Origin of the sequence: Dactylosporangium sp. NBC_01737, assembly GCF_035963215.1 — a bacterium.
Taxonomy (GTDB): domain Bacteria; phylum Actinomycetota; class Actinomycetes; order Mycobacteriales; family Micromonosporaceae; genus Dactylosporangium.
In genome coordinates this window covers 4,345,923-4,370,739 of sequence record NZ_CP109153.1, presented here as the reverse complement: position 1 = coordinate 4,370,739, position 24,817 = coordinate 4,345,923, and the positions used below count along the sequence as shown (strand labels likewise).

25 protein-coding genes and 2 pseudogenes are annotated in these 24,817 nt (G+C 72.8%); 13 read left to right on the top strand and 14 right to left on the bottom strand.

Going from position 1 to position 24,817, the window contains the following annotated elements; genetic code table 11:
* The first annotated feature begins 420 nt into the window (after positions 1–420).
* A complete protein-coding gene (locus OHA72_RS19895; RefSeq protein ID WP_327009292.1) occupies positions 421–1,068 on the top strand; it encodes a 4'-phosphopantetheinyl transferase family protein in 648 nt (215 codons plus the stop codon).
* A 4-nt stretch (positions 1,069–1,072) separates the two neighbouring features.
* Here the strand turns inward: OHA72_RS19895 and OHA72_RS19890 are convergent, their stop codons facing one another.
* The 8 genes from OHA72_RS19890 to OHA72_RS19855 all read right to left on the bottom strand — a co-directional run bounded on the left by OHA72_RS19890 (position 1,073) and on the right by OHA72_RS19855 (position 10,663).
* Positions 1,073–2,494: a rhamnulokinase gene (locus OHA72_RS19890; RefSeq protein WP_327009291.1), complete on the bottom strand. Its 1,422-nt coding sequence runs from the start codon at positions 2,492–2,494 to the stop codon at positions 1,073–1,075.
* Positions 2,491–4,476, bottom strand: a complete 1,986-nt coding sequence (locus OHA72_RS19885) for a bifunctional aldolase/short-chain dehydrogenase (protein WP_327009290.1) — start codon at positions 4,474–4,476, stop codon at positions 2,491–2,493. The genes OHA72_RS19890 and OHA72_RS19885 overlap by 4 nt, the downstream gene beginning before the upstream one ends.
* Entirely contained in the window at positions 4,473–5,651 is a 1,179-nt protein-coding gene (gene rhaI, locus OHA72_RS19880) for an L-rhamnose isomerase (RefSeq protein WP_327009289.1), read from the bottom strand. The genes OHA72_RS19885 and rhaI overlap by 4 nt, the downstream gene beginning before the upstream one ends.
* On the bottom strand, positions 5,648–5,971 hold the full coding sequence (locus tag OHA72_RS19875; RefSeq protein WP_327009288.1) for an L-rhamnose mutarotase: 324 nt from the start codon (positions 5,969–5,971) through the stop codon (positions 5,648–5,650). The genes rhaI and OHA72_RS19875 overlap by 4 nt, the downstream gene beginning before the upstream one ends.
* Before the next feature lie 24 nt (positions 5,972–5,995).
* Entirely contained in the window at positions 5,996–7,045 is a 1,050-nt protein-coding gene (gene rhaS, locus OHA72_RS19870) for a rhamnose ABC transporter substrate-binding protein (protein WP_327009287.1), read from the bottom strand.
* Between the two features lie 66 nt (positions 7,046–7,111).
* Positions 7,112–8,149 carry an ABC transporter permease gene (locus OHA72_RS19865; protein WP_327009286.1) on the bottom strand — a complete coding sequence of 346 codons (1,038 nt, stop codon included), beginning with the start codon at positions 8,147–8,149 and terminating at the stop codon, positions 7,112–7,114.
* Positions 8,142–9,179, bottom strand: coding sequence for an ABC transporter permease (locus OHA72_RS19860; RefSeq protein WP_327009285.1), 1,038 nt, complete (start codon positions 9,177–9,179; stop codon positions 8,142–8,144). Before OHA72_RS19860 ends, OHA72_RS19865 begins: the two co-directional genes overlap by 8 nt.
* Positions 9,176–10,663: a sugar ABC transporter ATP-binding protein gene (locus OHA72_RS19855; protein ID WP_327009284.1), complete on the bottom strand. Its 1,488-nt coding sequence runs from the start codon at positions 10,661–10,663 to the stop codon at positions 9,176–9,178. The genes OHA72_RS19860 and OHA72_RS19855 overlap by 4 nt, the downstream gene beginning before the upstream one ends.
* Before the next feature lie 164 nt (positions 10,664–10,827).
* Between OHA72_RS19855 and OHA72_RS19850 the strand changes: the two genes are divergently transcribed.
* From OHA72_RS19850 to OHA72_RS19835, 4 genes and pseudogenes are all read left to right on the top strand, one after another.
* Entirely contained in the window at positions 10,828–11,847 is a 1,020-nt protein-coding gene (locus OHA72_RS19850) for a LacI family DNA-binding transcriptional regulator (RefSeq protein WP_327009283.1), read from the top strand.
* A gap of 3 nt (positions 11,848–11,850) precedes the next feature.
* The gene (locus OHA72_RS19845; RefSeq protein ID WP_327009282.1) at positions 11,851–12,603 is read left to right on the top strand and encodes a (Fe-S)-binding protein; all 753 of its coding nucleotides are present in this window, start codon (positions 11,851–11,853) and stop codon (positions 12,601–12,603) included.
* Positions 12,600–14,053 (top strand): annotated as a pseudogene (locus OHA72_RS19840) (LutB/LldF family L-lactate oxidation iron-sulfur protein); the annotation flags it as partial. The gene OHA72_RS19845 and the pseudogene OHA72_RS19840, both read left to right, overlap by 4 nt.
* Before the next feature lie 160 nt (positions 14,054–14,213).
* Positions 14,214–14,858, top strand: a complete 645-nt coding sequence (locus OHA72_RS19835; RefSeq protein WP_327009281.1) for a LutC/YkgG family protein — start codon at positions 14,214–14,216, stop codon at positions 14,856–14,858.
* On the opposite strand, the gene OHA72_RS19830 is transcribed toward OHA72_RS19835, so the two are convergent.
* The 4 genes from OHA72_RS19830 to OHA72_RS19815 form a co-directional block, all read right to left on the bottom strand.
* Positions 14,855–15,607 carry a ComEA family DNA-binding protein gene (locus tag OHA72_RS19830; protein ID WP_327009280.1) on the bottom strand — a complete coding sequence of 251 codons (753 nt, stop codon included), beginning with the start codon at positions 15,605–15,607 and terminating at the stop codon, positions 14,855–14,857. The genes OHA72_RS19835 and OHA72_RS19830 overlap by 4 nt on opposite strands.
* Before the next feature lie 78 nt (positions 15,608–15,685).
* Entirely contained in the window at positions 15,686–16,138 is a 453-nt protein-coding gene (locus OHA72_RS19825; protein ID WP_327009279.1) for a hypothetical protein, read from the bottom strand.
* A 28-nt stretch (positions 16,139–16,166) separates the two neighbouring features.
* Entirely contained in the window at positions 16,167–16,697 is a 531-nt protein-coding gene (locus tag OHA72_RS19820; RefSeq protein ID WP_327009278.1) for a M15 family metallopeptidase, read from the bottom strand.
* A 38-nt stretch (positions 16,698–16,735) separates the two neighbouring features.
* Entirely contained in the window at positions 16,736–17,524 is a 789-nt protein-coding gene (locus OHA72_RS19815) for a cyclase family protein (protein WP_327009277.1), read from the bottom strand.
* 305 nt (positions 17,525–17,829) lie between these two features.
* On the opposite strand from OHA72_RS19815, the gene OHA72_RS19810 reads away from it, so the two are divergent.
* The 5 genes from OHA72_RS19810 to OHA72_RS19790 all read left to right on the top strand — a co-directional run bounded on the left by OHA72_RS19810 (position 17,830) and on the right by OHA72_RS19790 (position 21,392).
* Positions 17,830–18,699, top strand: coding sequence for a DUF929 family protein (locus OHA72_RS19810; RefSeq protein ID WP_327009276.1), 870 nt, complete (start codon positions 17,830–17,832; stop codon positions 18,697–18,699).
* Positions 18,700–18,710: 11 nt separating this feature from the next.
* A complete protein-coding gene (locus OHA72_RS19805) occupies positions 18,711–19,187 on the top strand; it encodes a vitamin K epoxide reductase family protein (protein ID WP_327009275.1) in 477 nt (158 codons plus the stop codon).
* Positions 19,188–19,274: 87 nt separating this feature from the next.
* Positions 19,275–19,988 carry a YcnI family protein gene (locus OHA72_RS19800; protein WP_327009274.1) on the top strand — a complete coding sequence of 238 codons (714 nt, stop codon included), beginning with the start codon at positions 19,275–19,277 and terminating at the stop codon, positions 19,986–19,988.
* Between the two features lie 89 nt (positions 19,989–20,077).
* Entirely contained in the window at positions 20,078–20,587 is a 510-nt protein-coding gene (locus OHA72_RS19795; protein ID WP_327009273.1) for a sigma-70 family RNA polymerase sigma factor, read from the top strand.
* Between the two features lie 85 nt (positions 20,588–20,672).
* On the top strand, positions 20,673–21,392 hold the full coding sequence (locus OHA72_RS19790) for a zf-HC2 domain-containing protein (protein ID WP_327009272.1): 720 nt from the start codon (positions 20,673–20,675) through the stop codon (positions 21,390–21,392).
* 149 nt (positions 21,393–21,541) lie between these two features.
* Here OHA72_RS19790 and OHA72_RS19785 read toward each other — a convergent pair whose 3' ends face one another.
* The gene (locus tag OHA72_RS19785) at positions 21,542–22,162 is read right to left on the bottom strand and encodes a (2Fe-2S)-binding protein (protein WP_327009271.1); all 621 of its coding nucleotides are present in this window, start codon (positions 22,160–22,162) and stop codon (positions 21,542–21,544) included.
* A 28-nt stretch (positions 22,163–22,190) separates the two neighbouring features.
* Entirely contained in the window at positions 22,191–22,925 is a 735-nt protein-coding gene (locus tag OHA72_RS19780; RefSeq protein WP_327009270.1) for a FadR/GntR family transcriptional regulator, read from the bottom strand.
* A gap of 85 nt (positions 22,926–23,010) precedes the next feature.
* Between OHA72_RS19780 and OHA72_RS19775 the strand changes: the two genes are divergently transcribed.
* From OHA72_RS19775 to OHA72_RS64715, 3 genes and pseudogenes are all read left to right on the top strand, one after another.
* On the top strand, positions 23,011–23,619 hold the full coding sequence (locus tag OHA72_RS19775) for a TetR/AcrR family transcriptional regulator (RefSeq protein ID WP_327009269.1): 609 nt from the start codon (positions 23,011–23,013) through the stop codon (positions 23,617–23,619).
* 40 nt (positions 23,620–23,659) lie between these two features.
* Positions 23,660–24,073 carry a GntR family transcriptional regulator gene (locus OHA72_RS19770; RefSeq protein ID WP_327009268.1) on the top strand — a complete coding sequence of 138 codons (414 nt, stop codon included), beginning with the start codon at positions 23,660–23,662 and terminating at the stop codon, positions 24,071–24,073.
* Between the two features lie 206 nt (positions 24,074–24,279).
* A pseudogene (locus OHA72_RS64715) lies at positions 24,280–24,807 on the top strand (hypothetical protein); the annotation flags it as partial.
* Positions 24,808–24,817: the final 10 nt, after the last annotated feature.

Genomic DNA, 24,817 nt, shown 5'->3' with positions numbered 1-24,817 from the left:
ATTGGCAGACAGGCGTGCGCCATCGCAGTGCAGGGGCCCTGGCGTGCACGCATGGCCTTCCCGGTCCATGCATCGACACCGGACACCTCTCGTGATCACGGAACTTCACGAGGGCTGGGGCGCCGTCAAGGGTTCCGCGATCACGGAGACGGGCAAGCGCCGTCTCGACGCTCAACCCGTTCGCCCAGATTCGATCTGGCCACCCGTGATCGAAGTCGCCCAACGGCCGTCCGCGCGCAGGGCCTTTCCGGTCCAGTCATCCACCTCGGCCACTTTGGTGATCACGGAACTTCACGAGGGCTGGGGGTCGTCGAAGTGCAGGGATAACGACGGCGGGTGTGGTTGTTCGGGGAGGTGGGGATTTGCGGGGGTCGATTGTGGGCGGGGTGCAGGGGGTGGGGTGCGGTAGAGTTCCGGCTCGTGCGTGACCTGTTGCCCGAGTTCGTCGTGGTCGAGGTTGCGGCCGACGAGGACTGGACCGGGGCGTTGCTGCCCGATGAGGCCGTGCACCTGTCGCCGCGGGCGGTTGAGGGGCGGCGGCGCGAGTTCACCGCGGGGCGCGTGTGTGCGCGGCGGGCGTTGGAGAAGGTCGGGATCCACGGTGAGCCGGTGCTGTCGGCGCCGAGCCGGGCGCCGGTCTGGCCGGCGGGGACGGTCGGGAGCATCACGCACACCAAGGGGTATTGCGCGGTTGCCGTCGGGGCGGTGACGGACCTGCGGGCCGTCGGGATCGACGCGGAGCGGCGCACCGTGCTGCCGGCGAACATCGTGCCGGCGATCTGCCTGCCGGAGGAGATCGCCTGGTGTGCGCAGCGGCCGGAGGAGCCGTGGTGGTCGGCGGTGCACTTCAGCGCCAAGGAGACGGTGTACAAGATGTGGTCGCCGATCATGGGGACGTGGCTCGACTTCCACGATGCCAGGCTGACCATCGACGTGGCGGCGGGGACGTTCGAGGCCGCGATCCTGCAGGAGAAGCTCGACGAGTCGCCGGGCGCGCCGAAGGTGTTCCGGGGGCGGTTCGTCGCCGAGGCGGACCTGATCCGCACCGCGGGATACGTCCAGAGGTGACGCGCTAGCGCCGGTCCGCGGCGGCCCAGTCGGGACCGGAGCCGGGGCGGGGCTGATACGTGCGGGACGCGTGGATCAGGGCGCGCATCGACGGCAGGTCGGGGGCGACGAGACCGAGGGCGCGGGCCTGGACCAGGACGTTGCCGAGGGCGCCGGCCTCGACCGGGCCGGCCTCGACGGGCAGTTCGCAGGCGTCGGCGGTGAGCTGGCAGAGCAGGGCGTTCTGGGCGCCGCCGCCGACGAGGTGCACGACGTCGACGTGCCGGCCGGTGAGGCGCTGGGCGTCGTGGACGGCCCGCCGGTACGCCAGGGCGAGGCTGTCCAGGATGCAGCGGGTCATCGCGGCCGGGTCGGCGGGCACCGGCTGGCCCGTCTCGCGCAGCGCGGCGCCGATGCGGGCGGGCATGTCGCCCGGTGCGAGGAAGCGCGGGTCGGTGGCGTCCACGACGCTGCGCAGCGCCGGTGCGGCGGCGGCGCCGGCGAGCAGCGCGGGCAGCGAGGAGGACCCCCAGTCGCGCATGCACTCCTGCAGCAGCCACAGGCCCATGACGTTGCGCAGGTAGCGCACGGTGCCGTCGACGCCGATCTCGTTGGTGAAGCCGGCCTCGTAGCTGTCGGTGGTGACGACCGGGGACGGGAGTTCGACGCCGACGAGGGACCAGGTGCCGCAGGAGATGTACGCGAAGTCCCTGGTCCGTGCCGGGATGCCGGCGACGGCGGAGGCGGTGTCGTGGGAGGCGACCGAGGTGACCAGGGTGTCGGGGGTGAGTCCGGTGGTGGCGACGACGTCGGGGAGCAGGGGGCCGGCGACGCTGCCCGGGTCGCGCAGCGGCGGCAGCAGCGACGCGTGGATGCCCAGGCGCGCGACGAGGGGCAGGTCCCAGCCGGCACCGCCGGCGGTGAGCAGGCCGGTCGTGGAGGCGTTGGTGCGTTCGGCGCCGGTGGTGCCGCTCAGCCAGTACGTGATGAGGTCCGGGATGAGCAGCAGCGTGCGGGCGGCGGCGAGCTGCGCGGTGCCGGCCGCCGCGAGCAGCTGGTAGACGGTGTTGAACGGCTGGGTCGCGATCCCGGTCGCCGCGTACAGGGCGGCGGCCGGGACCGGGGACACCACCGAGGCGGTGCGGGCGTCGCGGTAGTGCACGGGGTTGCCGAGGAGCCGGTTGTCGCCGTCGAGCAGGCCGTAGTCGACGGCCCACGAGTCGACGCCGACGGAGTCGACGGCGCCGTCGCGCCCGGCGGCTCGCAGGCCGTCGAGGATTCCCTGGTACAGGGCGAGGATGTCCCAGTGCAGGGTGCCCTGGACGCGGACGGGGTGGTTGGCGAAGCGCGCGACCTCGGCGAGCCGGACCCGGCCGTCGGCGACGTCGCCGACCATCACCCGGCCCGACGACGCGCCGAGGTCCACGGCGGCGAAGCGGCCGGTCATCGCAGGAAGGCCGCGGCCACGCCCGCGTCGACGGGGACGTGCAGGCCGGTGGTGAGCGACAGTTCGCCGCCGACGAGGGCGAAGACGGCGTCCGCCACGTGTGACGGCAGCACCTCGCGCTTCAACAGCGTGCGCTGGGCGTAGAACGCGCCGAGTTCGGACTCCGGCACGCCGTAGACGGCGGCGCGTTGCGCGCCCCAGCCGGAGGCGAAGATGCCGGAGCCGCGCACGACGCCGTCGGGGTTGACGCCGTTGACCCGGATGCCGTGGCCGCCGAGCTCGGCGGCGAGGAGCCGGACCTGGTGCGCCTGGTCGGCCTTGGTCGCGCCGTACGCGACGTTGTTGGGGCCGGCGAAGACCGCGTTCTTGCTGGCGATGTACACGATGTCGCCGCCCATGCCCTGGTCGATCATGACGCGGGCGGCCTCGCGGGCGACGAGGAACGAGCCGCGGGCCATGACGTCGTGCTGCAGGTCCCAGTCGGCGGCGGTGGTGTCCAGCAGCGGTTTCGAGATGGACAGGCCGGCGTTGTTGACCACCAGGTCCACCCCGCCGAACGCCAGAACGGCCGCGTCGAACGCCGCCTTGATCGCTTCTTCAGAGGTGACGTCGGCGGTGACGGCAACGGCGACGTCCGAGGAGCCGATCTCCGCCGCAACCAAAGCGGCCGAGTCAGCGGACCGGTCGGCGATGACGACGCAGGCGCCCTCCGCGGCCAGCCGCAGCGCGATGGCCCGCCCGATCCCGGAGCCGCCGCCCGTCACGAACGCGACCCGCGACGCCAGCGGGCGGGGCGCCGGTCGGCGGGCGAGTTTCGCCTCCTCCAGGGCCCAGTACTCGATCCGGAACTTCTCCGACTCGGAGATCGGCGCGTAGGTGGACACGGACTCGGCGCCGCGCATGACGTTGATCGCATTGACGTAGAACTCCCCCGCGACGCGGGCGGTCTGCTTGTCGGCGCCGAAGCTGAACATGCCGACGCCGGGGACGAGCACGATCGCGGGGTCCGCGCCGCGCATCGCCGGCGAGTCGGGGGTGGCGTGGCGCTGGTAGTAGGCCGCGTAGTCCGAGCGGTAGGCGGCGAACTGCCCGGCGACGTCCGCCGGGGACAGCACGAGCGGCCGGACCTTGGTGCGCAGGAAGTGGTCCGGGCATGAGGTCCCCCGGGACGCGAGCTCCTCCAGCGCGGCGCGCGACACGAAGTCGAGGACCTCCGGGGAGTCCGTGAAGTGTCCCACCTGCGGCCGGTCGGTGGATGCGAGCCCACGCAGCACCGGCATCAGCGCCGCGGCCCGCAACAGTCGCTCGTGCGTCGGCAGCGGCGGGTGTACGACGGCGCCGAACGGCTCGGGACGCCCGCGTGCGGCGAGGAACTCCGTCGCGGTGCGGATGATCTCCAGGGAGTTGGCCTCGCACTCGGCGGAGGTGGCGCCCCACGCGGTGATGCCGTGCCCGCCGAGGATGACGCCGATCGCCTGCGGGTTGGCCCGGTGCACGGCGGCGATGTCCAGGCCGAGCTGGAAGCCGGGGCGCCGCCACGGCACCCACAGGACCCGGTCGCCGAAGCACTCCTTCGTCAGCGCCGGGCCGTCGGCCGCGGTGGCGATGGCGATGCCGGCGTCGGGGTGCAGGTGGTCGACGTGCGGTGCGGCGACGAGACCGTGCATCGCGGTGTCGATCGACGGTGCGGCGCCGCCGCGGCCGTGCAGGCAGTAGTCGAACGCGGCGACCATCTCGTCCTCGCGTTCGACGCCCGGGTAGACGTCGACGAGCGCGCGGAGCCGGTCCAGGCGCAGCACCGCGAGCCCGGCCTCGGTGAGGGTGCCGAGGTCACCGCCGGAGCCCTTGACCCACAGCAGTTCCACGTCGCCGCCGGTGACGGGGTCGACCGCGGTGCCCACCGCGGAGGTGTTGCCGCCGGCGTAGTTGGTGTTGCGGGGGTCGGCGCCGAGCCGCCGGGACCGTTCGATGAGCTCGTTCACGCGCCCCACCCCGCCTGCGTGCCGCCGACGCGCTCGGCGCGGACCTTCTCCAGGTAGCCGGACCGCTTGTAGGCGCCGATCGGGTCGGGGTCGATGCCCATGTCCTCCCGCACGGAGCGCAGCAGCGGCCGCACGTCGGTGTTGTAGGCGTCCATGAGGACCTCGTTCGCGCCGAGGACGTCGCCTGCGTCCTGCGCGGCCTTCAATGCGGCGTGGTCGACGAGCAGCGCCTTCGCCGTCGCCTCCTGCACGTTGAGCACCGAGCGGATGACCGCCTGGATCTTCGGTTCGAGGTTGTGGCACTGGTCGAGCATGAAAGCGATGCCCTTACTGGTGAGTGCGTCGGCGAGCACGATCTCGTGCAGGATCCGGAACAGCTGGAACGGGTCGGCGGCGCCGACCATGAGGTCGTCGTCGGCGTAGAAGCGGGAGTTGAAGTCGAAGCCGCCGAGCTTCCCGGCGCGCAGCAGGACCGCGACGATGAACTCGATGTTGGTGCCGGGCGCGTGGTGGCCGGTGTCGATGACGACCTGGGCCCGCTCCCCCAGGGTCACGCAGTGGGCGTACGCGGTGCCCCAGTCGGGCACGTCGGTCATGTAGAAGGCCGGCTCGAACAGCTTGTACTCCAGCAGCATCCGCTGGTCGGGGCCGAGCCGGTCGTAGGTCTCGGCGAGAGCCACGGCGAGGCGGTCCTGCCGGGTGCGCACGTCGTCCTGGCCGGGGTAGTTGGTGCCGTCGGAGAACCACAGCTTCAGGTCCCGCGAGCCGGTGCGGTCCATCACGTCGACGCACTCCAGGAGGTGCCCGATCGCCTTGCGGCGGATGCCGGGGTCCGGGTTGGTGACACTGCCGAGCTTGTAGTCGTTGTCCTGGAACACGTTGCTGTTGATGGTGCCGAGCGCGACGCCGAGGTCCTTCGCGTGCCGGGCCAGGTCGGTGTAGTCCTCGACGAGGTCCCACGGGATGTGCAGCGCCACGGTCGGCGCGACGCCGGTGAACCGGTGCACGGTCGCCGCGTCGGCGAGCTTCTCATACGGGTCCCGGGGCACGCCCTCCTGCGGGAACACCTTGAACCGGGTGCCCGAGTTGCCGTATGCCCAGGACGCCGTCTCGATCCGCTGGTCGCGCAGTCGTGCCGCGACACGCGTGCGCGTCTCCGGGGCGAGCTCAGTCATTGCAACGCTCCAAGCTGGTGTTCGAGGTTGAACACCTCGTCGAGGACGACGAAGTGCCGACCGTTGATGAAGAACTGCGCCATCTCCGCCTGCCAGCGCCGGTCGACGTCGGTGGCGTCCATGGCGGCCTGCGCGGCGGCGAAGTCCTCGGTGAGGAGGTAGCCGACGAGCAGGCCGTCGTCACGCAGGAAGAGCGAGTAGTCGTGCCAGCCCGCGTCGCGCAGCGCGGCGAGCATGTCGGGCCAGACGTGGGCGTGGCGGCGCCGGTATTCGTCCAGCCGGTCAGGCTTGACCTGAAGGGTGAAGCAAACCCGGCGCACGCCGTACCCCCTGAGAAACGGCAATCAGAAGTTGAACTGGTCGACGTTGGTCGCGTTGAACGTGAACGGGTCGCCGAGCAGGATGGTGCCGTCCTTGCCGACGGTGAACTCGCCGAGCTTGCCGGCCTTGAACTTGTCGCCTTCCTTGCCCTTGATGACGCCGGAGGCGAGCGAGGCGCCCGCGTAGGCGGCCAGGTAGCCCAGGTCGGCCGGGTTCCACAGCGCGAACGCCTTGACCGTGCCGTCCTTGACGTAGGCCTTCATCTGGTTCGGGGTGCCGAGGCCGGTGAGCTGGACCTTGCCCTTGTAGGTGGAGCCGGACAGGTACCGGCCGGCGGCGGCGACACCGACGGTGGTCGGCGAGATGATGCCCTTCAGGTTGGGGTGCTTGGCGAGCAGCCCCTGCGCCTCCTGGAAGGACTTCTGGTCGTCGTCGTCGCCGTAGACGGTGTCGACGAGCTTGAGCTTGCTGTACTCCGGCTTCGCCAGCTCGGTCTTCATCATCTCGATCCAGGCGTTCTGGTTCGTGGCGTTCGCCGTCGCCGACAGGATCGCGATCTCGCCTCCCTCGGCGCCGATGGCCTCGGAGATGAGCTTGATCTGGACCTTCGCGATGCCCTCGGAGGTCGCCTGGTTGATGAACAGGTCGCGGCACTCCGGCTTGGTGTCGGAGTCGTACGTGACGACCTTCGCGCCGGCCTTGCGGGCCTCGTTGAGGGCGCCGCAGATGGCGTCCTTGTCGTTGGCGGACACCGCGATCACGTTGGTGCCCTGCTGCGACAGGGTGTTGATGTAGCTGACCTGCGCCGACGGGCTCGCCTCGGACGGGCCGGTCTCGCTGTAGACGCCCTTGAACTCCTCGACGGCGACCTTGCCGCCCTTGTTGTCGGAGGTGTCGAAGTACGGGTTGTTGACCTGCTTGGGCAGGAACGCGACCTTCAGGCCGCTCTTGATGCTGTCGGAGGTGGCGGTGCCGTTGTCACCGGTGCCGGGGTCGGAGTCCTCGGCGCAGGCGGTGGTGCTGAACGCGAGCGCGGCGGCTACCGCGACCGCGATGAGCTTGCCAGCTCTCATGGGATTGAATCCTTTCAGCGGGGGACGCACAGGATGGGGTGTGGGCACGGACGGGGCGGAATCCAGTCAGGTGGTGCGCTGTTCGGTGGTGCGCCGCCGGCGCAGGCGCTCGCGCGCCATGCCGACGACGTTCGGTCCGACGACCGAGGCGATGAGCAGTGAGCCGGTGATGATGGTGAGCGTGTTGGCCGGCACGTACGCCAGCTGCAACGCGTTGCGCAGCGTGCTGAGCAGCAGGACCGCGCCGATGACGCCGATCATGCCGCCGCGCCCGCCGAAGATGGAGACGCCGCCGAGCAGGACCGCGGCGACGACCGCGAGCTCCAGGCCGGTGCCGTTGTCGGCACGGGCGCTGGCGAAGCGGAACGTCCAGAAGACCCCGGCGAGGGACGCCATCATGCCGGTGGCGACGAAGAGCCAGAACTTGGTGCGGGCGACCGCGATCCCGGCGAACCTGGCGGCCTCGGCGTTGTTGCCCATGGCGTACAGCCCGCGGCCGACGGGGGTGGCGTGCAGCACCACGCCGAAGAGCACCGCGAGGACCGCGACGACGATGATCACCCACGGGATGGTGAGGCCGGGGATGGGGCTGATCGCGGCGTCGGTCCAGGAGACCGGGTAGTCGGCGACGGCCTTGTCGCCGAGCACCACGTAGGCCAGGCCCCGGTACAACGCCAGGGTGCCGATGGTGACGGCCAGGGACGGCAGCCCGAACACCGTGATGAACAGGCCGTTGACCGCGCCGAGGACGGCGCCGAGCAGCAGGCACAGCGCGATGAGCAGCGGCAGCGACGTGACCCCGTGCGCCCACAGGTCGCCCATGACGGCGCAGGTGAGACCGAGGGTGCTGGCGACGGACAGGTCGATCTCGCCGGTGATGACGACCAGGGTCATCGGCAGGGCGATGACCGCGATCGGCACGACCTCCAGGGTCACGAACCGCCAGAACCGGGGGCTGGCGACGCCGTCGATGCTCGCCGCGCCGATCACGGCGACGAGGACCAGCGCGAGGAGCACGACGACGTCCCAGGACCCGACCGCGGGCAGGATCCGCCGCTTCGGGGCGACCGGCACCGTCTGTTGTGCGGTGCTCAGCTCAACCATTGCCGCCTCCTTGCTGCAGGCTGCGTGCGACCCGCAGCGACAGGATCCGGTCCAGGCCGATCGCGGCCAGGATCAGCGCGCCGATGGCGGCCCGCTGCCAGAAAGGGTTGATGCCGAGCACCGGCAGCGCGCTGGCGATCGTGGTGAGCAGCACCGCGCCGAGGGCGGCGCCGTAGACCGAGCCGCTGCCGCCGAAGATGGCGACCCCGCCGACGACGACCGCGGCGACGACGTTGAGCTCCTGGCCGAGGCCGGCGTTGGCGTCCAGGGTGCCGAACCGGGCGACGTACAGCACGCCCGCCAGCCCGGCGAGGGCGCCGCTGGCGACGAACGCGGCGAAGACCCGCCGGCCGACCTGGATGCCGGACAGCCGGGCGGCGGCCGGGTCGGAGCCGATCGCGTACAGCTCACGGCCGCTGCGGTAGGAGCGCAGGTAGTACCCGGCGCAGACCACCACGACGAGCGCGAACAGGGTCAGCACCGGCACGCCGAGGACGGTGGCGGTGCCCATGCGCAGGAACCCGTGCGGGATGTCGGCGGCGTTGATCTGCTTGCCGGTCGCCCAGCGGTAGTCGATGCCGCGGAAGACGTACAGCGTGCCGAGCGTGACGACCAGCGCCGGCACCCGGGCCGCGGCGATCAGGGCACCGTTGACCGCACCGCACACCGCCCCGAGTGCCGCGCCGGCCACGACCACCGCCGGGATCGGGATCCCGGGGTGGTCCAGGAACAGGGTGCCGGTCGCGAACGCCGACAGGCCGAGCACCGAGCCGACGGACAGGTCGACGTTGCGGGTGATGACCACGATCGCCTGGCCGGTGGCGAGGATCGCCAGGATGGTGGAGCCGAGCAGCAGGTCCTTGACGCTCTGCGCGGACAGGAACCGCGGGTTGCTGATCGCGGTGCCGCCGATGAGCAGCACCAGGGCGACCAGGATGCCCAGCTCCCGCACCAGGAACACCCGGTGGGTCAGCTTCGCGCCGGCCCCGGCGCGGGGCGGGGCGGCCGGCGCCGTGTCGACGGCGGTCACTTCGCGACCGCCTGCCCGGTTGCGGCCAGCATCACGGACTCCTCGTCGGCTCGGGTGCGGGGGATGTCGGCGGCGAGCCGCCCTTCGTGCATGACGAGGACCCGGTCCGCCATGCCGAGGACCTCGGGCAGCTCGCTGGAGACCATGAGCACGGCGACGCCGTCGTCGGCGAGGCTGCTCAGCAGCCGGTGCACCTCGGCCTTGGTGCCGACGTCGATGCCGCGGGTGGGCTCGTCGACGATGAGCACCCGGGGCGACGTCGACAGCCACTTGGCCAGGACGACCTTCTGCTGGTTGCCGCCGGACAGGGTCGCGACGGGGTCGCTGAGGCGGGCCGCCTTCACCTGCAGCCGCTCGGTCCAGGTGCGCGCGTCGCGGCGCTCCGACGGGCCGAAGAGCAGCCCGAGGCGGCTCAGCGACCAGCGCCGTGGCAGCGTGGCGTTGCGCTCCACCGAGAGCTCCATGACCAGGCCCTGCTGGCGGCGGTCCTCGGGCACCAGCGCGAGGCCGGCGGCGATCGCCGCGGCCGCGCTGCCCTTGGCGAGGGGTCTGCCGTCGACGCGGACCTCGCCGGCGTCGTAGCGGTCCACGCCGAAGACGGCACGGATGACCTCGGAGCGCCCGGCGCCGACCAGCCCCGCGAGGGCGACGATCTCGCCGCCGTGGACGGTGAAGCTGACATCGGTGAAGGCGCCCGCGCGGGTCAGGCCGTCGACCTCGAGCCGGGCCGCGCCGGGGCTGGCGCTGCGCTGCGGATACATCGAGGAGACCTCGCGGCCCACCATGCGCCGCACGACCTGCTCGACGGTGAGCGCGTCGGCGGCGTCGGTGGACACCCAGCGCCCGTCGCGCATGACCGTGATGCGCTGACAGAGGGCGAAGACCTCGTCGAAGCGGTGGGAGATGAACAGCACCGCGGCGCCGCCGTCGCGCAGCGCGCGGGCCACGGCGAAGAGCCGCTCGACCTCGACGCCGGACAGCGCGGCGGTCGGCTCGTCCATGACCAGTATCCGGGCGTCGAACGACAGCGCCTTGGCGATCTCGACCAGCTGCTGGTCGGCGATCGACAGGCCGCGGGCCGGCCGGTCCGGGTCGATGTGCACGCCGAGGCGGTCGAAGAGCTCGGCGGCCCGCGCCCGCATCGCGGCGGTGTCGACGCGGCGCATCGAGCGCAGCGGCTGGCGGCCGATGAAGATGTTCTCCGCGACGGTGAGGTCCGGGAACAGCGTCGGCTCCTGGTAGATGACGGCGATGCCGGCGTCGCGGGCGTCGGCGGGGCCGCCGAGCCGCAGCGGCTGCCCGTCCAGGGTGATCGTCCCGGCGTCCGGGGCGTGCGCCCCGGCGAGGATCTTCACCAGGGTCGACTTGCCGGCGCCGTTCTCGCCGACGAGGGCGTGCGCCTCGCCGCCGCGCAGCTCCAGGCGCACGTCACGCAGCGCGGCGACGGCGCCGAACGACTTGCTGACGCCTTCGAGAACCAGCAACCGACCCTCCCTGAACAGCTCTTGTGAAACGTTTCATGCAGTGACTACAGTGACGGTAGAAGGGAACCCGCGACGGCGTCAAGGGTTTCCATCGCGTTACCGGTTTGATACATGTGATCCGGCCGCCTTCGGGTTGACACGTTTCAGAACATCTCGGGAGATCGATGTCCAACACGACCGGCATCAAGGAGGTGGCCCGCCGTGCGGGCGTCTCCATCGGCACCGTCAGCAATGTGCTCAACCGGCCCGAGCTGGTCGCCTCGTCGACCCGGCAGCGGGTCCTGGACGCCATCACCGAGCTGGGTTACGTGCGCAACGACTCGGCGCGGCAGCTGCGGGCCGGGCACAGCCGGCAGATCGCCCTCGTCGTGCTCGACGTGACCAACCCGTTCTTCACCGACGTGGTCCGCGGCGCGGAGGCCGCCGCCGAGGAGCACGGCGTCATGGTCGTGGTCTGCAACAGCGGCGAGGACGCCGGCCGGGAGCACCGTCACCTCGACCTGCTCGAGGAGCAGCGGGTCCGCGGCGTGCTCATCACGCCCGTCGACGAGTCGCCGAACTCGCGCCTGGAGCTGCTCATCCAGCGCGGCACCCCGGTGGTGCTCGTCGACCGCGGCTCGGGGCGGCACAGCCGCTGCTCGGTCGCCGTCGACGACCTGCTCGGCGGGCGCCTCGCCGGCGAGCACCTCCTGGAGCAGGGCCACCAGCGGATCACGTTCGTCGGCGGGCCCGCCAGCATCACCCAGGTCCGCGACCGGCACGCCGGCATCGCCGAGGCCGTCGAGGGCAGGGCGGAGCTGTCGGTGGTCACCACCCCCAACCTGACCGTCGCGGCCGGCCGGGCCGCCGCTGCCGAGATCGACGCCACCGCCGTCTTCTGCGCCAACGACCTCGTCGCACTCGGCGTGCTGCAAGGACTCACCCAGCGTGGCATCCGCGTGCCCCAGGACGTGGCGATCGTGGGATACGACGACATCGAGTTCGCCGCCGCGGCCGCGGTGCCGCTATCCTCCGTCCGACAGCCTCGGGAACAGCTCGGTCGCACCGCCACGGCCCTGCTGCTCGAGGAGATCGAGGACGACGGCCGCCATGAGCACCGCCATGTGGTGTTCCAGCCGGAGCTGATCGTCCGCGAGTCGAGTGGCCGGCCCCGCACCCGCCGGCCCTCTCGGAAAGGGCGGTGATCGATGCGTGTTGCACTGTTCGTGACCTGCCTCGCCGATGCCATGTTCCCGCAGGTCGGCCGGGCCACGGTCGAGCTGCTGGAGCGGCTCGGGCACGAGGTGGTCTTCCCCGAGGCCCAGACCTGCTGCGGCCAGATGCACATCAACACCGGCTATCAGCGCGCGGCCGTGAAACTCGTCGAGCACCAGGTCGACACGTTCACCGGGTATGAGGCGATCGTCGCGCCGTCCGGGTCGTGCGTCGGCTCGATCCGCCACCAGCACGCCGCCGTCGCCCGCCGTGCCGGGCGGGTCGCCCTGTCGCACCGGGCCGAGGAGCTCGGCGAGCGCACCTACGAGCTGTCGGAGTTCCTCGTCGACGTCCTGGGCCTCACCGACGTCGGCGCGCACTACCCGCACCGCGTCACCTACCACCCGACCTGCCATTCGCTGCGCATGCTGCGGGTCGCCGACCGGCCGCTGCGGCTGCTGCGGGCGGTGCGCGGCATCGACCTGGTCGAGCTGCCCGAGGCCGACCAGTGCTGCGGCTTCGGCGGCACATTCGCGTTGAAGAACGCCGACACGTCCGCGGCGATGCTCAGCGACAAGCTCCGCAACGTCCTGTCGACCGGCGCCGACGTGGTGTCGGCCGGCGACTCGTCCTGCCTGATGCACATGGGCGGCGGCCTGTCCCGCCTGTCCAGCGTGTCCAGTGGCGCCGAGAACGGCACCGACGTGCGCCCCGTGCACCTCGCCGAGATCCTGGCGGCGACATGAGCGAGACGTTTCTGGGCATGCCGGTGTACGCACCACGCGGCGTCGGAGCCCTGCGCGGCGAGGAGTCCTTCCCGGACGCGGCCCGCACGGCGCTCGGCAACGGCCAGCTGCGGCGCAACCTCGGCCACGCCACCCGCACCATCCGCGGCAAGCGCGCCGCCGTGGTCGCCGAGCTGCCCGACTGGGAGGAGCTGCGGCTGGCCGGTGAGGCGGTCAAGGCCGCGACCATGGCCCGCCTGCCGGAGCTGCTGATCCAGCTGGAGGAGCAGGTCACCGCCCGGGGCGGCACCGTGCACTGGGCCCGCGACGCGACCGAGGCCAACGCGGTCGTGCTCGGCCTGGTCCGGGCCGCCGGCGCCGACGAGGTCGTGAAGGTCAAGTCGATGGCGACCCAGGAGATCGGGCTCAACGAGGCCCTCGCCGAGGGCGGCGTCACCGCGTGGGAGACCGACCTCGCGGAGCTCATCGTGCAGCTCGGCGACGACAAGCCCTCGCACATCCTGGTCCCCGCGATCCACCGCAACCGCACCGAGATCCGCGACATCTTCCGCCGCACCATGCCCGGCACGGCCGGCCTGTCGGACGAGCCGCGCGACCTGGCCATGGCCGCCCGGGCATACCTGCGGGAGAAGTTCCTGACCGCCCGGGTCGCGGTGTCCGGCGCCAACTTCGCCGTCGCCGAGACCGGCACCCTCGCCGTGGTCGAGTCCGAGGGCAACGGCCGGATGTGCCTGACCCTGCCGCAGACCCTGATCACCGTGATGGGCATCGAGAAGGTCGTGCCGTCCTGGACCGATCTCGAGGTGTTCCTGCAGCTGCTGCCGCGCTCCTCGACCGGCGAGCGGATGAACCCGTACACGTCGCTGTGGACCGGCGTCACCCCCGGCGACGGCCCGCAGGACTTCCACCTCGTCCTCGTCGACAACGGCCGCACCGCCGTGCTCTCCGACGAGCTGGGCCGCGCCGCGCTGCACTGCATCCGGTGCAGCGCCTGCCTCAACGTCTGCCCCGTCTACGAGCGCACCGGCGGGCACGCCTACGGCTCCGTGTACCCGGGCCCGATCGGCGCCGTGCTCAGCCCCCAGCTCACCGGGGTCGAGGACAACGCGTCGCTGCCGTACGCGTCCAGCCTCTGCGGCGCGTGCTTCGACGCGTGCCCCGTGCGGATCGACATCCCTGCGATGCTCGTCCACCTGCGGGCCCGGCACGTCGAGGAGCGCTCCGAGCGGGTCGTGCCGTCCGCGGAGGCGGTCGCGATGGCCGCGATGGCGTGGGTGATGGCGAAACCGGGGAGGTTCCGCCGCGCGGAGCGGCTGATGCGGCTCGGGCGGGTCCTCGGCCGGCGCGACGACCGGATCACCACGCTGCCGCCGCCGCTGTCGGCGTGGACGGCGAGCCGCGACCTGCCGCGCCCCCGGGGCAGACGTTCCGCGAGTGGTGGCGCACCCGCCCCGCCCCGCCGCCGCCCGCGCCCCCGCCGGCCCTGCCACCACCGGCCCTGCCACCACCGGTCCGGCCACCACCGGCCCTGCCACCACCGGTCCGGCCACCACCGGCCCTGCCACCACTGGTCCTGCCGCCGCCGGTCCGGCCACCGCTGGGGAGGACCGATGAGCGACGCCCGGGAGGCGGTCCTGGCCCGGATCCGTGCCGCGCTCGGACCCGGCCCGGTCGCGCCGGAGGTGCCACGCGACTACCGTCGCTCCGGCGCCGTCCCGACCGGCGCCGCCGAGCTCCTGGAGCTGCTGGTCGACCGCCTCGTCGACTACAAGGCGACCGTCATCACCACGACCGCCGCGGACCTGCCCGCCGACCTGCGGGCCGCGCTGGACGCCACCATGCCGCCCGGCGGCCGCCTGATCGTCCCGGACGGGCTCCCCGGCGACTGGCTCCCCGACGCCGGCGACGGTGTCGTCACCGACGACGGCACGCTCGGCCCCCGCGACCTCGACGGCTTCGCGGGGGTGGTCACGGCGTGCGCGGCCGCGTGCGCGGAGACCGGCACGATCGCCCTGGACGGCGGCCCCGACCAGGGCCGCCGGGCGATCACGCTGGTGCCGGACCGGCACTTCTGCGTGGTGCGCGCCGGCCAGGTCGTGCGCTCCGTGCCGGATCTGCTCGCCGCGCTGACCCCGACCCGCCCCCTGACGCTGATCAGCGGGCCGTCGGCGACCAGCGACATCGAGCTCGACCGCGTCGAGGGCGTCCACGGCCCGCGCACCCTGGTGGTCCTGCTGGTGCGGGACGCGCCCTAGTACCGGCGCGGCAGCGACAGCGTCAGCCGGTGCTGGATCCGCTCGAACTGGTGCGGCGCCAGCTGCGCGGTCGCGGCGAACTCGGCGAGGCTGGTGAAGCCGCCGCGGCGCTGCCGCTCGGACAGCACGTAGGCGACCCGGCCGGCGTCGAAATCGTCGAGGGTGCTGAGCATCGCGGCGTCGGCGGTGTTGACGTCGACCGGCCCGCTCGGCGTCCACGGCGTCGCGGCCGGCCACGGCGTGCTCGACGTCGACGGGACCTGCTGCGGCGGCGCGAACCCGTGCGGCGGGGTGCCCTGTGCCGCGTACGGCACGCTCGAGTACGGCACGGCGGACGCCGGGCCGACCGGTGAGCCGAACGCGACGGGTGAGCCGAACGCCGCCTGCTGCGGGTAGCCGGACACCGGCGCCGCCGCCGCGAGGCGCTGCTCCTGCCAGCGCAGCCAGTACACGTTGAGCACGAACGAGTGCACGATGCACACGATCCACACCAGCAGCCACAGCACGGCGAAGCCGCCGCCGCTGGAGGTGTCGGTCGGGTCGGACACCTTGTCGAACGCGACGATGAGGCCGGTGTCGATCAGGAGGTACCCGACGCCGCAGCCCCACCAGACCGGCTTGCGGGCGCGCAGGCCGACCAGGACGAGCCCGGCGCCGCTGAAGCAGCCGAACCCGAGGATCGAGATGAGGACCCACCAGCTCTGCAGCAGCTTCCAGCCGAACCCCGGGCGGGCGGGTGCGGGATACATCAGGTCCTCCTGTGGCCGGCGGCTGGGGCAAGGCGTCGATGCGGGTCGCCCGGGAACCCTAGCAGCGTCGCCGCGTCGTCACTGCCCGGTGAACGTCGTGGTCAGCAGTGCGGTGGCGAACGCGGCGCCGACGAGCACCAGCATCGTCCACGCCCGCAGCCGCAGGCCGCGGCGCAGCGCCGGGCGCTCCTCGGGCAGCGCGAACACCCGCGCCGGCCAGTGCCGCCAGGACACGTCGGCGAACACGGCGGCGGCGGCGCAGTACAGCAGGACCACCCCGAGGAACGCCAGCCGCGGGCCGCCACCGGTGAGGGCCGCGACGCCGGCGCCGGTCGCCAGGAGCGCCGCGACGATCGGCACGACCTTCCACCGGTTGCCCTGGGCGAGCAGCGTCAGGAACTCCTCGAGGCGCTCGTCGTCGAACCCGAACCGGGCGACCTTCGGCTGGACGACGAGGAGGCTGTACCCCATCGACCCGCACCACATCGCGGCCAGGCCGAGGTGTGCGGTGAGCAGCAACGACAGCACCATCCCGGCAGCGTAGCGGGCCGGGTCCCGCTCAGCCGGCAGTGAACTTCCAGTGCCACGGCTCGCGCGGGGTGTTCTCGGTGAACCCGAAGCGTCCCGCGTTGGCCCGCATCCACGCCTGCGCCTTCGCGTCGAGGTCGAGGTCGACGGCGAGGCCCCAGCCGTGGTCGCTGGTGCCGGGCGCGGCGGCGAGGCCGCCCTGGGCGTAGAGGCCCTTGCGGCGGGCGAGGTCGACCTGCTCGTCGTAGCTGCGGTACGAGTCGGTGATGCCGATCGTGACGCCGTCGCGGCCCGCCGCGCGCAGCAGGCCCTCCATGGCGGTCGCGGCCGGCGCGGCGAGGCGGTGACCGGTCGAGCCGATCTGCGTCAGGGCGTCGGCCGGGATGCGCCCGTTGTCATAGCGGGCCTTGAGCGTGGCCTCGGTCGCCGCGGAGGCCGCGCTCAGCGCCCCGGCGAACGCGGCGCCCTCGACCGGCGCGGCGGCCGGCGGGCGGAACGCGGCGAGCTGGTAGCGGATCTCTGCCATCCGGGTGGCGATGCCGGTGATGCCTTCCACACGCACCGCATCGGCACCCGGAGCCGCGACTTGAGGCAGTTGGCTCAGACGTGCACGCCGGGCGGGATCACCCCGTAGATGAGCGCCGTGGAGCCGGAGCCCTTGGCGTTGATGAAGCCGCCGCACAGGATCGACGCGCCGGTCGTCGGGAACTTCGCGAGGTTGGCGAGGATCTCCAGGCTGATCCGGTGCCGCTGGTAGACCAGCAGCGACGCCAGGAACTCCGGGTCGGTGCCGAGGTCGGGCCCGAACGTGTCGATGCCGGTGCCGCCGTTGCGCCCGATCCGGCCGGTGTCGATGAACCACTGGACCGTCTGCGGCGCGAAGCCCGGCTGGTGCAGGACCCCGTCGGCGTCGAGGTTCGGGAAGGCGTCAGTGCCCCACTTGTACTCCCAGCCGGTCCACATGATGATCATCGACTCGTCCGGGATCCGGCCGTGCCGGCGCTCCCACTGCTTGACGTCGTCGATGGTCAGCGCGTAGTCGGCGTTGCGGGCGCACTTGTCCCGCACGTCGATCTTGACCGCGGGCAGGAACAGGTCGTTGGGGTCGAGGTCGTCGGCCAGGGGCTCGCCGGCGTTGAAGTGGCCGGGCGCGCCCCAGTGGGTGCCGGTCGCCTCGCCCTCGCGGACGAACTGCAGGTAGTAGCCGTCCTCTTCGATCGTGGCGATGGTCTCCAGCTCGAAGGCCGGGTCGCCGGGGTAGATGTTGGTCCTGGCCGGGTCGTTGACGTGGGACAGGCTGATCAGCCGGGTCTTGCCTGGCTTCAACGCTCCGCCTCCCCCGCTCTCGGCGGCCGCCGCGCTGCCGGCCAGGCCCGCGGCGCCGGCCACGGCACCGCTCGCTGCCGCTGTCAGTAGGTGTCGTCGCTGCATGATGTGCGTTCGCCCCTCGCGTCCGTGCTCTGGGTCGGTGCTCGAAGTGCCGACATGCCACATTGCACCGGGACACCGGCCCGCGCAAGATCTGCCGGTGTACCCGGCGTGGCGGGACCTTCGACCCAGGGCGACGGCCACCCTCCAGCCTAAAGTCGGCGACGCAGGGAACCTGTGGGTGCTCCCGTACGACTAACCAGGCAGACGAGTGGGGGTTGCGCGTGTCGAAGCGCCAGCGGGACTCGCGCGAATATGCGCGACGGATGCGGATGATCCAGGAGCGGGCGACCGCCAGGCATGGCCGGATGCGCCGGGCGAATGCGGCGATCGCCGCGGTCCTGGTCGTGTTCGCCGTCATGATCGTGGCGAAGCTCGGCGGGGCGGGCGAGGGCGGCGGTGGCGAGCAGGCCTCACCGTTCCCGACCGGCGACGCCGCCGCCGCGATCGTCACGACCCTGACGTCGGTGCCGCCGGCGGTCCTCGACCAGGTCGGCACCGGCTCCGCCGAGGTCCTGCCGCAGCCGGTCACCGGCCAGCAGGTGCTCACCGACGGCGGCAAGCCCCTGGTGCTGTATGTCGGCGCCGAGTACTGCCCGTTCTGCGCCGCGCAACGCTGGCCGGTGGTGGTGGCGCTGTCGCGCTTCGGGACGTTCAGCGGCCTGACGATCACCGCGTCGGCGTCGGACGACGTGTATCCGAACACCCCGACGGTGTCGTTCCACGGCAGCACGTACACCAGCGACGTGCTCACCTTCCAGGGCGTGGAGACCAGCAGCCGCACCCGCAAGGGCGGCTCCTACACGCCGCTGGACCAGCTCACGCCACAGCAGGCGCAGCTGGTGCAGAAGTTCAACGCCCCGCCGTACGTCGACGCGAAGTCCGCCGGGTCGATCCCGTTCATCGACTTCGCCAACCAGGCCATCGCCGGTGGGGCGTCCTTCAGCCCGCAGCTGCTGGCCGGCATGACCGCACAGCAGGTCGCGACGGCACTGTCCGACCCTGGCAGCCCCGTCGCCAAGGCGGTGAACGGCAACGCCAACGCGATCACCGCCGTGCTGTGCAAGCTCACCGCAGGCAAACCGGCGAACGTCTGCACGACGCCCGCTGTGACCGCCTTCCAGGGCAAGGTCTGAGGAGGAGACAGATGACCGAGACCGTCGCCCGCCCGGTGACCGATCCGCTGGTGCAGCGGTGGGTGCCGCCCGTGTCGCTGGTGCTGTCCGTCCTCGGCCTGGCCGTGTCGGTGTACCTGACGATCGAGCACTACTCGTCCTCGACGACCCTCGCCTGCCCGGACACCGGGGCGTTGAACTGCCTGAAGGTCACCACCAGCGAGCAGTCCAAGCTCTTCGGCGTGCCGGTCGCGGTCCTGGGCCTGCTGTACTTCGCGGTCATGACGGGCCTGTCGCTGCTGTGGCGCTCGCCGCGCCCGGAGGTCCGGCTGGGTCGGCTCGCGTTCGCGGGCGTCGGGGTGCTGTTCGTCGCCTGGCTGGTCTACGCCGAGCTGTTCACCCTCGACGCGATCTGCCTGTGGTGCACCGGCGTGCACGTGCTGGCGGTCGGCCTGTTCGCGGTCACCGCCCTGGGCACGGCCTACGCGGACCCGGCCGACCTGACCTGAGCGGACGGCCGGGAACTTTCCGGCGGGCCGCGGCGACTACCTCGCAGACCGTGCCAGTTTCCAGTCTCCGAGAGGACAGCCCGCATCATGCGCCTGACCCATGTGGTCCGCGCGGGTGTCGCCGTCGCCGCGGCCGCCGCCGCTGCACTCGCCTTCCCCGCCGCCGCCTCCGCCCACGTCACCGTCAACCCGAACACCGCCACGCAGGGCGGCTACACGAAGGTGACGTTCCGGGTGCCCAACGAGCGCGACGACGCCTCCACCACCAAGGTCGAGATCGCGCTGCCGGCCGACAAGCCGATCGCCTCCGTGTCGCTCAAGCCCGTCCAGGGCTGGACCGCGGTCGCCGAGAGCGGCAAGCTCGCCACGCCGATCAAGACCGCCGACGGCGAGATCACCGACGCCGTGCTGAAGATCACCTGGACGGCGGCGGCGGACGCGGCGATCAAGCCGCACCAGTTCCAGGAGTTCGACGTGTCGCTCGGCCCGCTGCCGGTCACCGACCAGATCGTGTTCAAGGCCCTGCAGACGTACTCCACCGGTGAGATCGTCCGCTGGATCGACGAGCCCGCCGCCGGCGCGGAGGCGGAGCACCCCGCCCCGGTGCTGAAGCTCGCCAAGAAGGCCGACCCGTCCGCCCCGCCGGCCGCCGCCATGGGCGGGCCCGCGGTCGAGGCCGAGGACGACGGGGGTGACGGCACCGCCGTCGGGCTCGGCGCCGCGGGTCTCGTCCTCGGGCTGGCCGGCCTGGTTGTCGGCGTCCTCGCCTATCGCCGCGCGGGAGCGCGTACCGCCGCCTGAACTCCCCGTCCCCGGTTGTTGAACCCGCAACCGTCTGGTGGTGTAGACCTCAGCAGGATCCGCACGCCGGACCAGACGAGGAGACCCGGTTGACCAGGGACGAGGAGTTGATGACCGCGCTGTACACCGAGCATTACGGTGTGCTGCTCGGCTTCGTCTCGCGGTATGAACGTGACCGGCACCGCGCTGAGGACCTCGTCCAGGAGACGCTGCTGCGGGCCTGGAAGCACATCGGGCGGATCGACGTCAGCCGTGACACCACCCGTTCGTACCTGCTGACGATCGCGCGCAACGTGGTCAGCAACGCGTGGCGGGCCGATCAGCGCCGGCCGCGGCTCGTCGACGACCCGGACGCGATCGCCGCGGTCGCCGACGCCGACAACGTCGACGACCTGGTCGAGGGCTGGCTGGTCCGCGCCGCCCTGGACCGGTTGTCGGTGGAGCACCGGCAGGTCGTGGAGTCCGTGTACTACGACGGGCGTACCGTCGCCGACACCGCCCGCCGGTTGTCGGTGCCGGAGGGCACGGTCAAGTCCCGCGCCTACTACGCGGTCCGGGCCCTGCGCGCGGTGTTCGAGGAGATGGGGGTGCTGCGATGAGCGGCCCGCAGCGGAGCGAAGGGGCCGCTCATCAGCGTTGCAGGTTGAGGCCGGGGCGGCGCCGGAGCGAAGCGCAGGTGACGGCATGACCGTCGAACATGACGCGGTGCGCCCGCTGCTCGGGGGGTACGTCCTGGGCGGGCTGGACGAGGCCGACCGGTTCCGGGTCGACGCGCACCTGAGCGACTGCACCGCCTGCCGGGCCGAGGTCGACCGGTTCTCGCCGGTGCCGGAGCTGCTGCAGCGGCTGCCCGCCGGCCCCGCCCGCGGTCCCGTGGAGGCCCTTGAGGCGCCGACCCGGGAGGGCCTGGACGCGCTGCTGCGCCGGACCAGGCGTTCGGCGCCGCGGTCCCGCCGCCGCACCCGGATCCTCGCCGGGGCGGCCGCCGCGATCATCGCCCTGCTCGTCGCCGGGTCCGTCGTGTGGTCGCGCTCCGCCGCAGTACAGCAGGCCTCCCCGCGCCCGACCCAGCAGACGGTGCAACCCAGCGGGAGCGCCCCGGCCGGCACGGTCGTGCAGTTCGTCGCCGCCGCGGGCAGCGCGCTGTCGGGCCGGGCGACGCTGACCCCTCGGCAGTGGGGGGTGTCGGTGGCCCTGGAGGTGAGCGGCCTGCCCGGTGAGGGGCCGTTCGTGCTGCGTGTGGTCGGGCGGGGCGGCCAGGAGGAGCAGGCGGCGTGCTGGGGGCGGACCACGTCCGCCTCGGCCCGGGTGACCGGGGCCAGCTCGATCCAGCTGCCGAACGTCGACAAGGTCACCGTCTCCGACCACGACGGCCACCTGCTGGGGACGGCCGCGCAGGCCTGAGCCTCCGGCGACGAACGGATGTTCGACAAGGACACCGCGACGACGTCCGCCTGCGTCGACCAGCGCGCGGTCAGCTGGCCGCCGCCGGGTCAAGGACACCGCGCCGGGTCAGGCCACCGGGGAGGTCGTCCAGGGCGTCCGGCACGTCATCAAGATCGCCTGAGGACGCAGTCGCCGCAGGTGCCGCCGCCGGGGATCCGGTAGTACAGGCAGCAGTTGCGGCGGCGCAGCGCCCGACCGTGCAGGTCCGCCGTGCCGGCCAGGGGCGCGACGTCGAGCAGCTCGGCGACCGTCGCCCAGGCGGCGGGGTCGTCGAGCTGGCCGGCGGCGCCGGCGAGGGCCGAGCTGACGTTGCCCCACAGCACCTTCGGGGAGAGCCGGAACCCGTCCTGGAACACGGCGAGCAGCGGCGCGACCAGTCCCAGCAGGACCCGCTCGTGGAGGGCGGCGGTGCTGCGCCCGCCGGCCGCCGGCGCGTCGCACGCCATGGGCCACGGCCCGCCGGGGACCGGCCTCCAGTACAGCTGCTCCGGCGCCGGGTACCGCGGCGTGATCAGCGGCGGCGCGAGGAGCCGCGACGCGACGCCGAGGAACGTCACCGACGCCACCACCCGCACCGGCACCGTGGCCGGGTCGAGCCCGAACATCGTGACGAGGGTGTCCCGGGCCACCGCGACCCGCTCCGCGACCACGGCGGGGTCGAGGAGGTCCGTGAACGGGCGCCACCCGGCGTCCGGTGCGTGGTCCTCCCAGACGAAGTACGGATTCACCGCCGCAGCCTATTCCCGGTGCACCGGCTCAGCGGAACAAGTCGACGATCGCCTTGGAGCGCTGCGCCCCACGGATGGGCAACTCCAGGTGCGTGCGCCAGTGCCGCTCCGCGCCGTCGGCGTCCTTGGCCTCCACCAGGTCGGTGAGCCGCGCGTACGAGCGCAGCAGCCGGCCGTCATGGGCGGCCCCGGCCGGCCCGCGACCGGTGTGGGTGGCCACGATGTCCTGCAGGACGCCGCACTGCACGGCGAGGGTCCGGTTGCCGCAGCGCTGCAGCACCAGGTCGTGGAAGCGGGCCGCGTGCCGGGCCCACAGCGCCGCGTCCGCCGCGGTCCGCAGGTCATCGACGCACGCCCGCAGGTCCAGCAGGTCCTGCCGGGTGCGGGTCCGGGCCAGCCTGGCCGCGCACGCCGCCTCCAGGACCGCCCGCGCCTGGTGCACGTCGTCGATGGTGGTGCCGCGGATCTGCAGGAGCAGCCCCACGTACCGCGACGCGACGGCGCGGTCCGGCGCGAGCACGTGCGCGCCGCCCCGCACGCCGCGGCGCACCGCGATGAGCGACTCGGTCTCCAGGATCCGGAACGCCTCCCGCAGCGTCGGCCGGGACACCCCGAACTGCGCCATCAGCAGCGTCTCGGACGGCAGGGCGTCGCCGGGGCGCAGCTCGGCCCGCACGATCCGGTTGCGGAGGTCGGTGGCGATCAGCTCGGCCGTCTTCGGTGTGCGGACCGGGCGACCGATGGGCTCCACCGTCTCCGTCATGGACGCTCCTCTATAGGTCGATGTGACGAACGTGGATGATACGGCGATCGGATTGCGTCGCCGTTGCAGGCGATAGCATGGGCTGATGTCCGTGACCGCAGACACCGGCGAGCGTTCGCGGATCATCGAGGCCGCATACCGCTGCCTGGTCGACACCAATGGCGGCGGCCTGTCCGTCACCGGCGTCCTCAACGCCGCAGGCCTTTCCACGAGGGCGTTCTACCGCCACTTCGACTCCAAGGACGCGCTGCTGCTGGCGATGTTCCGCCGCGACAGCGACCGGGTCCACGCCGAGCTGACGGCGGCCGCCGACGCCGCGCCGACCCCGCCGGAGGCGCTGCGGGCGTGGATCTTCGGGTTCCTGTCGCTGACCGCTGACAACCACCGCCGCCGGCGGGTCCTGGTGATGTCGTGCGGCGAGCTGATGAGCACCGCCGGCTATGCCATGGAGCGGGCCCGGATGACCGCCGCGCACCACGCGGCGATCGCGGCGATCCTGGAGCGGGGCCGCGCCGACGGGACGCTGCCGTGGGCCGACCCGGACGCCGACGCCCGGACGATCACGGCGGCGCTGTCCGCGGCGTTCCAGGAGCGGATGGCGCAGCGCCCGGCGGACGGCGCCGACTCGGCGGTGCGGGCCGCCGAGCAGGTCGCCGACTTCGCGTTTCGCGCCCTGGGCGCGGCCACTGTCTGACCCTTGACGTCTCCTGTGGCCTAGTGGCTACAGTGCTCGGATGCCGCCACGCTACGAGCGGGTCGCCGACGCCCTCCGGGCCCAGATCATGGCCGGGACGCTGCCGCCCGGGGCCACGGTGCCCAGCGCCGGCGCGCTCGCCCACGAGCACGATGTCGGCCGCGACACGGCGTTGAAGGGCATCGCCGTGCTGCGCCGGGAGGGGCTGCTGTTCCTCGCCCCCGACAAGTCGATCCGGGTCGGCCCGGTCGCGGCCCGGCCGACCCGGCACCCCCTGAGCGGCCCCGGCGAGGTCCTCGCCCTCCCGCCCGGCGGTGTCGTGTCGGCGCGGATGCCGACCCCGCGGGAGCGGGAGCGCTTCGACCTCGCCGAGGGCGTGCCGGTCCTGGTGGTGCGCATCGGCGACGGGGAGCAGCTGCACCCCGCCGACCGGTTCGGCCTGCGCTGGAGCTGAGACCGTCGCCTGGGACCGTGGCTCAGTCGGCCCAGGCGGCGATCCCGTCGAGGCGGGTGACGATCGCGTGCCAGGTCCAGCGGACCGCGTCGGCGTCCAGAGCGTCCAGGCGGCGGCGTGCGGACCGGCCGACGAGGGTCCGCTCGGCGTCGCGCAGCAGCTCGTCGACCTCGTCGAGCAGGCCGCCCCCGGCGAGGAGCTGGCCGATGTCGCGCAGGTCGAACGCCTCGGCCAGCTCGACGGCGACGTCCCGGGCGGCGATGATCAGGTCCGGCATCCACCGCTGCGGCGGGAAGCCCAGGTTGTACTGCACCAGGTCCAGGTCGATCTGGTCCTCGTCGCCGGGGTCGCGCACGAGCGACACGAACCGGTCCCGGACCTGGTCCCAGCCGTCGAGGGCGGCGAGCTCGTGGTCGCCGTCGCGCAGCAGGTACGCGGCGAGCCCGTCGACGGTGTGGAACAGCAGCGGTCCGCCGCCCCGGCCGAGGAACACGGTCTGGTCGGGTTCGATGAACCGCGCCCGGATCGTCCAGCCGTTGCCGGACGGCAGCCCGAGCTGCAGCGGGTGGAACGGCGCGTCCCGCCACGCCCCGCCCGGCACCAGCCCGGCGGACGCCGGCAGCCAGCTCCACAGCGGCCCGCCGTCCCCGTCGGCCGCGTCCCGCACCGCCCGGCCGGCCGCCCTCCTGTCCGGCGCTACCCTGTCCGGCGCTACCCTGTCCGGCGCTGCCCTGTCCGGCGCTG